The organism is Mesorhizobium sp. B2-8-5 (genome assembly GCF_006440675.2).
Taxonomy (GTDB): domain Bacteria; phylum Pseudomonadota; class Alphaproteobacteria; order Rhizobiales; family Rhizobiaceae; genus Mesorhizobium.
In genome coordinates, this window is record NZ_CP083951.1 from 3,757,577 (window position 1) to 3,770,601 (window position 13,025).

Annotated in this window: 13 protein-coding genes; 7 read left to right on the plus strand and 6 right to left on the minus strand. The window is 64.0% G+C overall.

What is annotated here, in order from left to right; genetic code table 11:
- Positions 1 to 118: 118 nt before the first annotated feature.
- Entirely contained in the window at positions 119 to 1,954 is a 1,836-nt protein-coding gene (gene phaC, locus FJ430_RS18105) for a class I poly(R)-hydroxyalkanoic acid synthase (RefSeq protein WP_140708002.1), read from the minus strand.
- 97 nt (positions 1,955 to 2,051) lie between these two features.
- On the opposite strand from phaC, the gene FJ430_RS18110 reads away from it, so the two are divergent.
- The 5 genes from FJ430_RS18110 to recJ all read left to right on the plus strand — a co-directional run bounded on the left by FJ430_RS18110 (position 2,052) and on the right by recJ (position 8,143).
- On the plus strand, positions 2,052 to 2,456 hold the full coding sequence (locus tag FJ430_RS18110) for a hypothetical protein (protein ID WP_181175501.1): 405 nt from the start codon (positions 2,052 to 2,054) through the stop codon (positions 2,454 to 2,456).
- A 48-nt stretch (positions 2,457 to 2,504) separates the two neighbouring features.
- Positions 2,505 to 3,722 carry an LL-diaminopimelate aminotransferase gene (locus FJ430_RS18115; protein WP_140648140.1) on the plus strand — a complete coding sequence of 406 codons (1,218 nt, stop codon included), beginning with the start codon at positions 2,505 to 2,507 and terminating at the stop codon, positions 3,720 to 3,722.
- 58 nt (positions 3,723 to 3,780) lie between these two features.
- Positions 3,781 to 5,094 (plus strand): homoserine dehydrogenase, encoded by a 1,314-nt coding sequence (locus FJ430_RS18120; protein ID WP_140707986.1) that lies wholly within the window; start codon positions 3,781 to 3,783, stop codon positions 5,092 to 5,094.
- 141 nt (positions 5,095 to 5,235) lie between these two features.
- On the plus strand, positions 5,236 to 6,219 hold the full coding sequence (gene glpX, locus FJ430_RS18125) for a class II fructose-bisphosphatase (RefSeq protein ID WP_140648138.1): 984 nt from the start codon (positions 5,236 to 5,238) through the stop codon (positions 6,217 to 6,219).
- A gap of 139 nt (positions 6,220 to 6,358) precedes the next feature.
- Positions 6,359 to 8,143 carry a single-stranded-DNA-specific exonuclease RecJ gene (gene recJ, locus FJ430_RS18130; protein WP_140652384.1) on the plus strand — a complete coding sequence of 595 codons (1,785 nt, stop codon included), beginning with the start codon at positions 6,359 to 6,361 and terminating at the stop codon, positions 8,141 to 8,143.
- 119 nt (positions 8,144 to 8,262) lie between these two features.
- Here recJ and FJ430_RS18135 read toward each other — a convergent pair whose 3' ends face one another.
- From FJ430_RS18135 to folE, 3 genes are all read right to left on the minus strand, one after another.
- Complete coding sequence (locus FJ430_RS18135; protein ID WP_140707984.1) at positions 8,263 to 9,228, minus strand: patatin family protein; 966 nt, start codon at positions 9,226 to 9,228, stop codon at positions 8,263 to 8,265.
- Between the two features lie 84 nt (positions 9,229 to 9,312).
- Positions 9,313 to 9,771 carry a phosphoribosyl-AMP cyclohydrolase gene (gene hisI, locus FJ430_RS18140; RefSeq protein ID WP_140707981.1) on the minus strand — a complete coding sequence of 153 codons (459 nt, stop codon included), beginning with the start codon at positions 9,769 to 9,771 and terminating at the stop codon, positions 9,313 to 9,315.
- Positions 9,772 to 9,811: 40 nt separating this feature from the next.
- A complete protein-coding gene (gene folE, locus FJ430_RS18145) occupies positions 9,812 to 10,441 on the minus strand; it encodes a GTP cyclohydrolase I FolE (protein WP_140648134.1) in 630 nt (209 codons plus the stop codon).
- A gap of 236 nt (positions 10,442 to 10,677) precedes the next feature.
- Here folE and FJ430_RS18150 point away from each other — a divergent pair, with 236 nt between their 5' ends.
- Positions 10,678 to 11,124 (plus strand): iron-sulfur cluster assembly scaffold protein, encoded by a 447-nt coding sequence (locus FJ430_RS18150; protein WP_140707979.1) that lies wholly within the window; start codon positions 10,678 to 10,680, stop codon positions 11,122 to 11,124.
- 9 nt (positions 11,125 to 11,133) lie between these two features.
- On the opposite strand, the gene FJ430_RS18155 is transcribed toward FJ430_RS18150, so the two are convergent.
- Positions 11,134 to 12,039 (minus strand): LysR substrate-binding domain-containing protein, encoded by a 906-nt coding sequence (locus tag FJ430_RS18155; RefSeq protein WP_140707977.1) that lies wholly within the window; start codon positions 12,037 to 12,039, stop codon positions 11,134 to 11,136.
- A gap of 31 nt (positions 12,040 to 12,070) precedes the next feature.
- A complete protein-coding gene (locus FJ430_RS18160; RefSeq protein ID WP_140647845.1) occupies positions 12,071 to 12,265 on the minus strand; it encodes a hypothetical protein in 195 nt (64 codons plus the stop codon).
- A gap of 85 nt (positions 12,266 to 12,350) precedes the next feature.
- On the opposite strand from FJ430_RS18160, the gene yidD reads away from it, so the two are divergent.
- A complete protein-coding gene (gene yidD / locus FJ430_RS18165; RefSeq protein WP_140647844.1) occupies positions 12,351 to 12,725 on the plus strand; it encodes a membrane protein insertion efficiency factor YidD in 375 nt (124 codons plus the stop codon).
- Positions 12,726 to 13,025: the final 300 nt, after the last annotated feature.

Consider the following 13,025-nt stretch of genomic DNA (forward strand, 5'->3'; position numbering starts at 1 on the left):
GAATCTGCAAGCCTCGGAATTATTCTGCGTCGAACGCTGATTTGAGGCCGCCGAACGATTGACGCCACCATTTCGCCCTGTTTGGGCGGGGCGTCAACTCACCAGACATTACAGTCTGTTACACGCGCACCTTGACATAGGTGCCCGGCGCATCCCCCAAGGTTTTCATACGCTTGCCCGGTTTTCGGGCGGGTACGCGGATGTCGTCCTGGTTCTCGATCCAGTGTTGCCAGTGCGTCCACCAGGACCCGGGATGCTCGTGCGCCGCGGCGAGCCACGCGTCGAAGTCACCCACCGGCTTGCCGCCGGTCCAGTACTGATATTTCCTGGCGGCGGGCGGGTTGACGACGCCAGCGATGTGGCCGGAGCCCGCCATCACATACTCGACGTCGCCGCCGAAAAACTGCGATCCCAGAAACACCGAAAGCGCCGGCGCGATGTGGTCTTCCTTCGTGGCCAGGTTGTAGACCGGAATCGTGATGTCGGCCAGCGAGACCATGCGCCCGGCAAGCTCCATCACGCCGCGCGAGAGATTGTTCTCGAGATAGCAATTGCGCAGATAAAACGAGTGGTTGGCCGCCGCCATGCGCGTGGAATCGGAATTCCAGTAGAGCAGGTCGAACGGCAGGGGCTCCTTGCCGCGCATGTAGTTGTTGACGACGTAGGGCCAGATCAGGTCGCCCGAGCGCAGCATGTTGAAGGCGGTCGCCATCTTGGTGCCTTCCAGATAGCCCTTTTCGCTCATCGAGCGCTCGACGGCTGCGACCTGGTCCTCGTCGACGAACACCTTGAGGTCGCCGGCATGGGTGAAGTCGACCTGCGTGGTGAAGAAGGTGGCCGATTTGATGCGGTGATCGCCCTCCTGCGCCAACAGGGCAAGCGCGGCGCCAAGCAGCGTGCCGCCGACGCAGTAGCCGATGGCGTTGACCTCTTTTTCGCCGGTCGCCTTCTCCACCATGTCGAGGCCGAATTGCAGGCCTTCGCGGATATAGGCCTCCCAGCCCTTGGTCCCGTGGCGTTCGTCGGGATTGATCCAGGAGATGACGAAGACGGTGTGGCCCTGCTCGATCGCCCAGCGGATGAAGGATTTCTGCGGGTTGAGATCGAGGATATAGAATTTGTTGATCCATGGCGGGCAGATCAGCAGCGGCCGTTTCAGCACGGTCTCCGTCACCGGGTCGTATTGGATGATCTCGGCGACGTCGCTGCGGCCGATGACCTTGCCGGGCGTCGTGGCGATGTTCTTGCCGATTTCGAAGGGCGTGTAATCCGCCTGGCGCAGCCTCAGGTCGCCCCGGCCGGCGGCGATGTCCTCGGCCAGCATCTTCATGCCGCGCACGAGGTTCTCGCCGTTCGAGGCGACGGTCTCGCGGAACAGCTCCGGATTGGTCAAGATGAAGTTCGACGGCGCGATCGCGTTCGACACCTGCTTGACGTAGAAGCTCGCCTTGTGGCGGGTGTGCTCGTCCAGGCCCTCGGCATGCTCGACAAGCTCGTTCGCCCAGTGCGAGGTGACGAGATAGGCCTGCTTGAGGAAATCGAAGAAGGCGTTGCGGCCCCATTCCGGGTCCTGGAAGCGCTTGTCGCCGCGTTCGGGCTGAACCGCGTCCCGCGGCGCCTCGGCGTTGGGGTTGACTTTCTGGATGGCGTTCGCCCAGACGGTCATATAGCCGGCGAAGAGTCGCGTCTGCGCTTCGAGCGCGCGTTGCGGATCGCCCAGCCAGTATTCCGAGAGCTTGGAGAAGGTCTTGACCATGTCGACGACCGGTTCGGCGACATGGTCGCGCACTTCACCCTTCTCGCGCGGTTCGGCCCAGGCGGAAGCCGCCTTGCCGGCCTGCTCGATCATGCGCGCCATGTTCAGGGCGAAGCGCTCGGGATCCTTCACCAGATATTGCTCGATGGCCGAAGGTCCGCCATTTTCCGCTTTGTCCGAATCATCAGGTTTGGACATGGTTCGCGGGGTTCCTCCCGGAGCGTTTTCTTGACATATTACCATGGGACATCTGACCGGGTCCAATTTGCTGTAACCCGGCTGCCAGGAAAACAATATGACGATTAATGTTGGCCGGACTTTTTTTCTCGACGCGGGTTCGATTTGCCGCATGGCGGCCGTGGCGGGGCTGGTCGGCGTGCTGCTGCCCGCCGGCGGCTGCACGAGCACTAGCACGAACAATGCGCCGACGGCCTTGACCGAAGGCCCGAAGGACACCGGCACCTATCCGAACCTCAATGTCCCGCCGCCGGTCGCCGCCAAGCAACTCACCAAGGAAGAGACCGCCGCGAACCTCGCCCAGCTCAAGGCCAAGGAGCAGGCGCAGATCGCCAAGGGCAGCGGCGTCAAGGCACCGGCGAATGCGGCGGCACTCAGCACCTTGGCCAAGACGCATGGCGACGACACGCTGAAGCAGATCGAGGGCAAATGCGACCCTGCTCTCGACCCTAGTTGCAATTAGGTTTATATCGCGCGCCGAAAGCGCCCCCTTTGATCGTCTGGAACCGAAATGGAAGAATTTCACAAGGTACGCCGGCTTCCGCCCTACGTGTTCGAGCAGGTCAATCGGCTGAAGGCCAGCGCCCGTTCGCGCGGCGCCGACATCATCGACCTTGGCATGGGCAATCCGGATCTGCCGACGCCGAAAGCCATCGTCGACAAATTGTGCGAAGTGGTGCGCGACCCGCGCACGCATCGCTATTCGTCGTCGCGCGGCATTCCCGGCCTGCGCCGCGCCCAGGCGAGTTATTATCAGCGCCGCTTCGGCGTGAAGCTCAACCCCGACACGCAAGTGGTGGCGACGCTCGGCTCGAAAGAGGGCTTCGCCAACATGGCACAGGCGATCACCGCGCCCGGCGACGTCATCCTGTGCCCCAATCCGACCTATCCGATCCATGCCTTCGGCTTCATCATGTCGGGCGGGGTGATCCGCTCGCTGCAGGTCGAGCCCGATGACGGCTTCATCCCGGCGGTCGAGCGCGGCATCCGCCATTCGATCCCGAAGCCGCTGGCGCTGATCCTCAACTATCCGTCGAACCCGACGGCGCTTGTCGCCTCGCTCGACTTCTACAAGGACGTGGTCGCCTTCGCGAAGAAGAACGACATCATCATCTTGTCGGATCTCGCCTATTCGGAAATCTATTTCGACGGCAATCCGCCGCCGTCGGTGCTGCAGGTGCCGGGCGCGATGGATGTCTGCGTCGAGTTCACCTCGATGTCGAAGACCTTTTCCATGCCTGGGTGGCGCATGGGTTTCGCGGTCGGCAACGAGCGGCTGATTTCGGCGCTGACGCGGGTGAAGTCCTATCTCGACTATGGCGCGTTCACACCGATCCAGGTTGCGGCGGCGCATGCGCTGAACGGCGACGGTGCCGACATCGAGGAGGTGCGCGAGGTCTACCACAAGCGGCGCGACGTGATGGTCGATTCCTTCGGCCGCGCCGGCTGGACCATTCCCGCGCCCGCGGCCTCGATGTTCGCCTGGGCGCCGATCCCGGAGCCGTTCCGCCATCTCGGCTCGCTCGAATTCTCCAAGCTACTCATCGAGCATGCGGATGTCGCGGTGGCGCCGGGTGTCGGCTTCGGCGAGCATGGCGACGACTATGTGCGCGTGGCGCTGGTCGAGAACGAGCACCGGATCCGCCAGGCCGCTCGCAACATCAAGAAGTTCCTCGCGACCACCGCCAAGCAGCCCAACAATGTGGTGCCTTTAGCCGCTCGTCGTTGAGTTGCCTGACATTTTTTGCACCTGACATTTTTTGCAAGTTTGAGGGGCGTCGCCGGACATGGCTGAAGCGTTGCGCGTTGGAATTGCCGGTCTCGGCACGGTAGGCGCCTCGGTGGCGCGCGTGCTGCGCGACAAGGCGGCCGAGCTTACCCGGCAGTGCGGCCGCGACATCGTCGTGACCGCCGTTTCGGCCCGCGATCCGAAACGCGACCGCGGCATCGATCTCAGCGCCGCGAAATGGTTCGACGATCCGGTCAAGATGGCCGAGCGGGCCGATATCGACGTCTTCGTCGAACTGATCGGCGGCGACGAGGGGCCGGCGCGGCTGTCGGTGAAGGCGGGGCTCGAGGCCGGGCGCCATGTCGTGACCGCCAACAAGGCGCTGCTTGCCAAGCATGGCGTGGCGCTTGCCGAGGTCGCCGAGAAGAAAGGCGTGCTGCTCAACTACGAGGCAGCGGTGGCCGGCGGCATCCCGGTCATCAAGACGATGCGAGAGGCGATGGCGGGCAACGCGGTGACCCGCGTCTTCGGCATCCTCAACGGCACGTGCAACTACATCCTGACCCGCATGGAGGCGGAAGGCATTTCCTTCGACGGCTGCCTGAAGGACGCGCAGCGGCTGGGTTACGCCGAGGCCGATCCGACCTTCGATATCGAAGGCCATGACACGGCACACAAATTGTCGATCCTGACCAGCCTTGCCTTCGGCACCAGGATCGCCGCCGGCGACATCTATATGGAAGGCATCTCCAACATCACCCAGGCCGATATCCGCGCGGCGGGCGATCTTGGCTACCGCATCAAGCTGCTCGGCGTTGCGCAGCGCACCGACAGCGGCATCGAACAGCGCGTGCACCCGACCATGGTGCCGACGGCTTCGGTCATCGCGCAGGTGCATGGCGTCACCAACGCGGTGGCGATCGAGACCGATATCCTGGGCGAGCTCCTGCTCTCGGGTCCGGGCGCGGGCGGCAATGCCACCGCTTCGGCGGTCGTCGGCGACATCGCCGACATCGCCAAGAGCCGGCCGGGCTTCCAGCACGGCCCGGTCTTCGGCTGGCCGGCGAAGGAACTGAAGCCCTACAAGAAGGCGCGGATGCGCAGCCATGCCGGCGGCTATTTCATCCGGCTGACCGTGCATGACCGCACCGGCGTCTTCGCGGCCATCGCCAAACGCATGGCCGACAACGACATCTCGCTGGAATCGATCGTCCAGCAGGCGGCCGGCCCGGAAACGCAGGCGCAGAAGACCGTCATCCTCGTTACCCACGAGACGACGGAAGCGGCGGTGCGCAAGGCCGTCGAAGGCATTACCAAGGACGGTCATCTGACCGACAAGCCGCAGGTGATCCGCATCGAGCGGGCGGAATAGCCAAGTCCGATTTCATCTTCAATCGATTGATTTTGCTGTCGTTTCAAAAATTGAGGGGGCAAGTCTTGCCGTTGTCATGGAGCTTTGCCAGAAGAAGCGCGCCTCTGGCGGGAGGCTGAGTTTCACGAGGAATGCCCGTTCATGAATATAGCCCAGAACATCGCCGCCGGCCTCGACCGGATCCTTACCATGGAAGTCGTGCGCGTCACCGAGCGGGCGGCGGTCGCGGCGGCAAGGCTGCGCGGGCGCGGTGACGAGAAGGCAGCTGACCAGGTGGCGGTCGACGCCATGCGCCAGGAGCTCAACCGGCTGGCCATCAAGGGCACGGTGGTGATCGGCGAAGGCGAGCGCGACGAGGCGCCGATGCTCTATATCGGCGAGGAGGTCGGCACCGGCAAAGGTCCGGCCGTCGACATCGCGCTCGATCCGCTCGAAGGTACGACGATTTGCGCCAAGAACCTGCCCAACGCTCTGGCCGTCATCGCCATTGCCGAGAAGGGCAGCCTGCTGTTCGCGCCGGACGTCTACATGGACAAGATCGCCATCGGTCCCGGCTATCCGGAAGGCCTGATCGACATCGACGCCTCGCCAGCCGAGAACCTCGCCAATCTGGCCAGGGCCAAGGGCGTGGCCGTTTCCGACATCACCGCCTGCATCCTCGACCGGCCGCGTCACGCCAAGCTGATCGACGCCGTGCGCGCCACGGGTGCGGCGATCCGGCTGATCGGCGACGGCGATGTCGCCGGCGTCATCCACACCACCGATCCGGACGAGACCGGCATCGACATCTATCTCGGCACCGGCGGCGCGCCGGAAGGCGTGCTGGCGGCGGCCGCACTTCGCTGCACCGGCGGACAGATGCAGGGCCGGCTGATCCTCGACACGCCGGAAAAGGTGGCGCGGGCGCAGAAGATGGGCATTTCCGACCCGAAGCGGATCTACCGCGCCCAGGACATGGCGCGCGGCGACGTGCTGTTCGCGGCGACCGGCGTCACCGACGGCAACCTGCTCGACGGGGTGAAATTCGGCCGCACCTTCATCACCACCCACACCATCGTGCTGCGCTCGTCCTCGCGCACGGTGCGCGAGATCAAGGCCAGGCACCAGGATCTGGATAAGTTCTGATTTCGCTTAGCCCGAGCGCTTTTGCCGCAATCCGGGGAAAACGTTCCACACCTTTCCCCGGATTGCTCGCTTCCCCGCAATTGCTCTGGACGTCGCATGTTGATATCTGCGCAGCAATGATGTGCAGACGGCGCGTCGCATGACCGGCGAGAAACGGTTCTTCCTCGATGTCAGGCAGTCGGCGACCGGTGTTTCCTGGGAACACCGGCTGACCGAGCGGCAGGACATGGCCGCGCTCGCGATCGCGCAAGGCCGTGGCGTGCCGGATATCGTGGCGCGGGTGCTTGCCGGGCGCGGCGTCAGCGTGGAGCAGACCGAGCGTTTCCTTGATCCGACCATTCGCGAGCTTCTGCCGAACCCGGCATCGCTGACCGATATGGAGAAAGCGGCGGCGAGGCTGGCCGATGCGATCGTCGCCCGCGAGAAAGTGGCCATCTTCGGCGACTATGACGTCGACGGCGCGGCATCGTCGGCGCTCATCAAGCGCTTTCTCACGCATTTTTCAGTGCCGTCGGAAATCTACATCCCGGACCGCATCTTCGAGGGCTACGGACCCAATCCGGAAGCGATGCGGGAGCTGATCTCGCGCGGCGCGAAGCTGATCGTCACCGTCGACTGCGGCACCAACAGCGCGACCTCGATCGACGCGGCCAGAGAGGCCGGCGCCGATGTCGTGGTGCTCGACCATCACCAGGTCGGCGGCCCGTTGCCGGCCGCGGACGCCGTGGTCAACCCCAATCGCGAGGACGACCTGTCGGGGCAGGGGCATCTGTGCGCCGCAGGCGTCGTCTTCCTGTGTCTTGTCCAGACGGCGAAGGTGCTGCGCGCGAGGCTACCGGACGCCGCGCCGGTCGACCTGCTTTCAATGCTCGACCTGGTGGCGCTGGCGACGGTCTGCGACGTGGTGCCGCTCACCGGGGTCAACCGGGCCTTCGTGGTCAAGGGGCTGCAAGTGGCGCGCCAGCAGAAGAACGAGGGGCTGGCGGCGCTGGCGCGGGTTTCACGCATCGGCGAACCGATCAACACTTTCCATCTGTCCTTCCTGATCGGCCCGCGCATCAATGCCGGCGGCCGCATCGGCGATGCCGCGCTCGGCAGCCGGCTTTTGGCCACCGACGATCCCGTCGAGGCGACAGGGATTGCCGAGACGCTGGACCGGCTGAACCAGGAACGGCAGCAGATGGAGCAGGAGATGCTGGCGCAGGCGCGCGCCGAGGCCGATGCGGAGCTTGCCGGCGGCAACGGCCCGGCGGTCATCGTCACCGCCAGCAACACCTGGCATCCGGGGATCGTCGGGCTGATTGCTTCGCGGCTCAAGGATTATGCGCGCCGGCCTGCCTTTGCCATCGCGTTCAATTCGACCGGCATCGGCACGGGCTCCGGCCGTTCGGTGACCGGCTTCGATCTCGGCCGGCTGGTCCGCGAGGCGGCCGAGGCCGGGCTGATCGTCAAGGGCGGCGGGCACGCAATGGCGGCGGGCATCACCGTCGAGCGCGCCAAGCTAGGCGAACTGCGCGCCTTCTTCGAGGAGCGCGCCGCGGCCGACGTGTTCCGGCTGCAGAACGAGGAGAGCCTGGCGATCGATGGCGCCTTGGCCGCCGAGGGCGCCACGATCGCGCTGCTCGACGCGCTGGAGAAAGCCGGGCCGTTCGGCGCCGGACACATCGCACCGGTGTTCGTGCTGCCGCGCCATCGGCTGGCCGACGCGCGCGCGATCGGCACCAACCACATCCGCGTTGACCTGCAGTCGCAAAGCGGCGGCAAAATCCAGGCCATGGCGTTCCGTGCCGTCGACACCGCGCTCGGTGAATTCCTGTTCAAAAACAGGGGCAGGACCGTGCATATCGCCGGTTCGCTCTCGGGCAATTACTGGAACGGCAACCGCACGGTGCAGTTTCGCATCAGCGATGCGGCGCTGGCTTGAAGCGCGTCGCGCTGAAGCGGATTCAGGCGACGCGCTTTAAGCCTTTGTTTTCATGCATGTCGCGCAAAACCGCTGCACACTTTTGCGCGACATGCATTAACGATGCAATAGGGGGGAATTCAGACCAGAACGGTCTGCAGCCGGGTCAGTTCGTTGATCTGGGACTTCGTCGCCTGGTAACCGAGGCTGATCGCCTCGTCGGCGCGATGGAATTCCGTCAGGCCGATATGGCTGAGCTTGGGCTGCAGCGACATATCCGGCGGATCGCCGGCGAGCCTGGCGCGCGAAATCCGGTCCTGGATGATGTTGAAGGCCTCGACCATGACGCCGGTGATACCAAGGCGTGTCTGATGTGATTGGGGATTGACCTGGCCGGGGCGCGGCGCGTCGTTCTCGACAAGCAGTTCGCCGGCGCTGTGCTTGATGACGGCGGCGCGGCCGAACAGGTCGTAATGCAGGTTGACGGCCACGACGAGCGGCTGCTCATAGGCGCGGCAGACCGAGACCGGCACCGGATTGACCAGCGCGCCGTCGACCAGCATACGGCCGTTGCAGGCCACCGGCTCGAAGACGCCCGGCAGCGCATAGGAGGCGCGCATGGCGGTGACGAGCGAGCCGCTCGACAGCCATATCTCATGGCCGGTGCGGATTTCAGACGCGACGGCGACGAAAGGTTTCGACAAGTCCTCGAAACGGGCGCCGGCGAGGTGCTCGCGCAGGCGCTGATCGAGCCTCATGCCGCCGAACAGGCCGCTGCCGCGAAGATTGAGATCGAGAAGGCCGAAAATGCGCCGCTTGGTCAGGCTTCTGGCGAATTCTTCCAGTTCGTCGAGCTTGCCGGCAAGGTAGCAGCCGCCTACCAGCGCGCCGATCGAGGTGCCGGCGATCATCGATACTTCGATGCCGGCCTCGTCAAGCGCGCGCAGCACGCCGATATGGGCCCAGCCGCGGGCGCATCCGCCGCCGAGCGCCAGCGAGATACCGGCTTTCCTGTCTGGCTTCGGGTCAGACGCGCCGCCGGACGATGCGGGGCCGTTGGCCTCCCGAACGTCAGATCTGCTGCGCAATGACGCCCATTCGAGCATCACGATCTCCCTTGTCCCATATCCCTTCTACCGCAAGGATATTTGAGAATAGTGAATATGAGTGGTTTGTGAATATTGAATGGTTCACACCGGCTTCCGATACGTATGGTCCGCATCGAACAGCGGTCTGCTGCCGTCGTCGACAAGCGTCGTCTTGCCGTCGTTCAGCCCCACCGTCCGATAAAAGCAGGAACGTCTGCCGGTGTGACAGGTTGCGTCGTGGCCCAACACTTTGACACGCAACCATATCGCGTCCTGGTCACAATCCGTGCGCATCTCGACGACGTGCTGGAAATTGCCCGAGGTCTCGCCCTTCTTCCACAGCGCGTTGCGTGAGCGCGACCAGTAGTGGGCGACCCCGGTCTCGAGCGTCAGCGCCAGCGCTTCGGCGTTCATATGCGCGACCATCAAGAGCATGCCGTCGCCGGCATCGGTGACGACGACGGTGACGAGGCCCGCGGCATCGAAGCGCGGAGAAAGAACGGTGCCTTCCTCCAGCGCTTTCTTGTCTGATGGAGCTTTTGGGAATTCGACTGCCGACATCGCCGGTCCTTGTATGTTCGGGCCGGCGAGGGCCGGCAAATCAGCCGGCGCGCACCATGGTGACGAAGCGGACCTGCTCCTCGGGCGTGTCCTTGAAGACGCCGGTGAAGGTCGAGGTCAGCGTGGTCGAGCCCTGCTTGCGGATGCCGCGCATGGCCATGCACATATGCTCGGCCTCGAGCATGACGGCGACGCCGCGCGGGTTGAGAACGTCCTGGATGACGCCGGCGATCTGCGCCGTCATCGCCTCCTGGGTCTGCAGGCGATGCGCGAAGATGTCGACGACACGCGCGATCTTCGACAGGCCGACGACCTTGCCGTCCGGCAGATAGCCGACATGCGCCTTGCCGATGATCGGCACCATGTGGTGCTCGCAATGCGAATGGAACTTTATGTCCCTGACGATGACGAGATCGTCATAGCCGGCGACTTCCTCGAAGGTGCGGCCAAGCTCGTCGGCCGGGCACATGTCATAGCCGTTGAACATTTCACGGAAGGCTTTGGTGACACGCTTGGGCGTGTCGATCAGGCCTTCGCGGTCCGGATTGTCGCCGGTCCAACGCAAAAGCGTACGCACGGCGGCTTCGACCTCAGCCTCGCTCGGACGATCGGTGACAGGCTTGTCCAGATATTCGGACGGGGGCATGATTTTCTTGATGACGGCATCCATAAAGGCGTCTCCCGTAGTCCCACTCAAAGGTGGGACGAGTTGAACGGACCACGACCTTTTGGGTGAAAATCGCCCATTTCCATCCCGCAAGCGGCGTGAACATATGGGCAGGGACAACGGCTTGTCGTCGCCTTGTCGATGCCCGACTGCGATTATTATATATGGTTCTGGCGGCGCGAAAGGAAGACGCGAGAACGGCAAAGCCTGTTCGCTCGGCGGCGACGGATTGGAAAAATATGATCGACGACGTCTACAATGCGAAAATTCTCGGTTTCGCCGGGAACATAGGGCGGATCGGCCGGCTCGACGATGCCGACGCGACGGCCAGGGCGCATTCCAAATTGTGCGGCTCGACCGTCACCGTCGACCTCAAGATGGATGGCGACGTGGTGACCGATTTCGCCCATGACGTGAAGGCCTGCGCGCTCGGCCAGGCCTCGTCGTCTATCATGGCCCAGCATGTGGTCGGCGCCCGCGCCGACGAATTGCGCGCCGTGCGCGAAACCATGCTGAAGATGCTCAAGGAGAACGGCGCACCGCCCGATGGCCGTTTCGCCGACCTCAAATATCTGGAGCCGGTGCGCGACTACAAGGCGCGCCATGCCTCGACCATGCTGACCTTCGACGCGGTGGTCGATGCGATCGGCCAGATCGAGAAGAAGCGCGCCGGACAGGCGGCTTGAAGGTAGCGGTCAGGCCGCTCCCCTGGTCACGGCGAATTCGTTTCGGATCCAGTCGGCGAAGGCCTTGGCGGGCTCCGGCAGATTCCGCAGGCTCCTGGCCACCAGCCAGTAGGCGCCGGAAGCGACATCGATACCGAACGGCTTGATCAAAGTGCCTGACGCGAGTTCTTCCCCGACCTGGAGGAGATCGCCGAGCGCCACGCCATGGCCGAGCAGCGCAGCCTGTTTCGAAAGCGAGATGTCGGCCAGCATAGGGCCACGAGCGGGTACCGCATCGGCGGGCACGCCGGCTGCCTGGAACCAGCGCGCCCAACCCTGGCGGTTTTCCTCATGCAGCAGCGTGTAGTGGCGAAGGTCGATCGGCTTCTCCAAGGGAGGGCCGGATGCCAACAACCCCGGCGACAGAACCGGTGAATCGACGGTCGAGACCAGGCGCTCGGCCTCGCTGCGCGGCCATGACGTGGCGTGCGCGCTGAAACGCAAGGCGAGTTCGGGCTGATCGCTGCGGAACTCGATCGGCCGTGGATCGACTTCGAGGGACACATCGATATCGGGCCGTAATTGGCGGAAGCGATTGAGCCGCGGCACCAGCCATACGGCGGCAAGCGACGGTTCGACGCTTACACGGACGACGGCTTGCGCCGGCGAGGCCGTAAGCTCCGAAAGCACCCGGTCGATGTCATCGAAGCTCCTGACCAATCGGTCGAGCAGCCTTTGTCCCGCATCGGTCAGTTCGACGCGGCGATGGAGGCGCAGAAACAGCGGTCTTCCAAGGAAGGTCTCGAGCTCGCGGATCTGACGGCTGATCGCGGCCTGCGAGACATAAAGCTCCTCGGCCGCCCGGCTGAAGCTCAAATGCCGGCCGGCCGTTTCAAAACTCCTGAGTGCCGTCAGCGGCAGCCGTCCTCGCTTCATTCGCATAACCTCAAGTTATTCAAAGCGGAAATTATACTCGTTTGAGCAGGAAGACCAGCAGCAGTCTAATCCGTTTCAAAGGAGACCTGCCATGAACGAGTTCCTGGCCATTTTCAGTGATGTGATACGGATAGCGACCTTCCAATGGCACGGCGAAGTCGTGCGCGGCGGCCACCATAACTGTCGCGATCTTCCCTCTCACCATCGCCCATGGACCGGCAGCCATCCCGTCCGGCGCTCCAGGCCATGAGGGCATTGCGTTTCAGCGCCGGAGCCCACATCTATCGCGCAGTGAAACAGGCTGCGGAGAAATGGGCGACCATTCCGGGCATACCCATGGCGTCCGGCCGGTGCAGAGCGGGCGCAACTGGCCGGGGCCATGGCGCAAGACGCCTGGGCGCATCCTGGGCACGTCGCTCGTGCGCCTCTATCAACTGACGCTCTCGGGCTTCGTCGGCAACAGCTGCCGGCACCTGCCGACCTGCTCCGAATATGCGCATGAGGCGATAGCTCGCCATGGCCTTTGGGCCGGTGGCTGGATGGGCCTGTTCCGGGTCCTGCGCTGCGGTCCGCTCGGAACGCACGGCATCGACCGCGTGCCGGAGACGCTTGCCCAGCGCTATGTCTGGTTCATGCCCTGGCGCTACTGGCGGATCGGTAAGAAACGCGGCGAAGCCAATAGCTGAGGCTTGTCCCGAAACGGGTGGCGGCACCCGCTGGCCGAAGCGACACTGGAGCCCTCCAAGATGCGAGGTTTCCCCATGATGTCGTTGTTCCTGGCCATTCACGCCCATGCCGCCAAGCGGGGCGATGGGCTGCGGCCTGAATTCCTCGGACTGATGCCGCAGCCACGCGATATGCCGAAAGCTGTGAATGAAAATCCGGCCGGCCCTGCCGCTGAGCCAAATGGCGCTTTGAAGGCCGACCCGCAGCCGGGCAAGACAGTTCGCAGGCCTGTCATCGTCTAAGCTTTGTTTACCGCCCGG

Excerpts from the sequence above, each read along its gene's own strand:
- FJ430_RS18110 (WP_181175501.1), top strand. The coding sequence starts at position 2,052 with ATGACGATTAATGTTGGCCGGACTTTTTTTCTCGACGCGGGTTCGATT.
- phaC (WP_140708002.1), bottom strand. The coding sequence starts at position 1,954 with ATGTCCAAACCTGATGATTCGGACAAAGCGGAAAATGGCGGACCTTCG.
- FJ430_RS18115 (WP_140648140.1), top strand. The coding sequence starts at position 2,505 with ATGGAAGAATTTCACAAGGTACGCCGGCTTCCGCCCTACGTGTTCGAG.
- FJ430_RS18120 (WP_140707986.1), top strand. The coding sequence starts at position 3,781 with ATGGCTGAAGCGTTGCGCGTTGGAATTGCCGGTCTCGGCACGGTAGGC.
- folE (WP_140648134.1), bottom strand. The coding sequence starts at position 10,441 with ATGGATGCCGTCATCAAGAAAATCATGCCCCCGTCCGAATATCTGGAC.
- recJ (WP_140652384.1), top strand. The coding sequence starts at position 6,359 with ATGACCGGCGAGAAACGGTTCTTCCTCGATGTCAGGCAGTCGGCGACC.
- FJ430_RS18155 (WP_140707977.1), bottom strand. The coding sequence starts at position 12,039 with ATGAAGCGAGGACGGCTGCCGCTGACGGCACTCAGGAGTTTTGAAACG.
- hisI (WP_140707981.1), bottom strand. The coding sequence starts at position 9,771 with ATGTCGGCAGTCGAATTCCCAAAAGCTCCATCAGACAAGAAAGCGCTG.
- FJ430_RS18150 (WP_140707979.1), top strand. The coding sequence starts at position 10,678 with ATGATCGACGACGTCTACAATGCGAAAATTCTCGGTTTCGCCGGGAAC.
- FJ430_RS18135 (WP_140707984.1), bottom strand. The coding sequence starts at position 9,228 with ATGCTCGAATGGGCGTCATTGCGCAGCAGATCTGACGTTCGGGAGGCC.
- glpX (WP_140648138.1), top strand. The coding sequence starts at position 5,236 with ATGAATATAGCCCAGAACATCGCCGCCGGCCTCGACCGGATCCTTACC.
- yidD (WP_140647844.1), top strand. The coding sequence starts at position 12,351 with ATGGGCGACCATTCCGGGCATACCCATGGCGTCCGGCCGGTGCAGAGC.
- FJ430_RS18160 (WP_140647845.1), bottom strand. The coding sequence starts at position 12,265 with ATGGCTGCCGGTCCATGGGCGATGGTGAGAGGGAAGATCGCGACAGTT.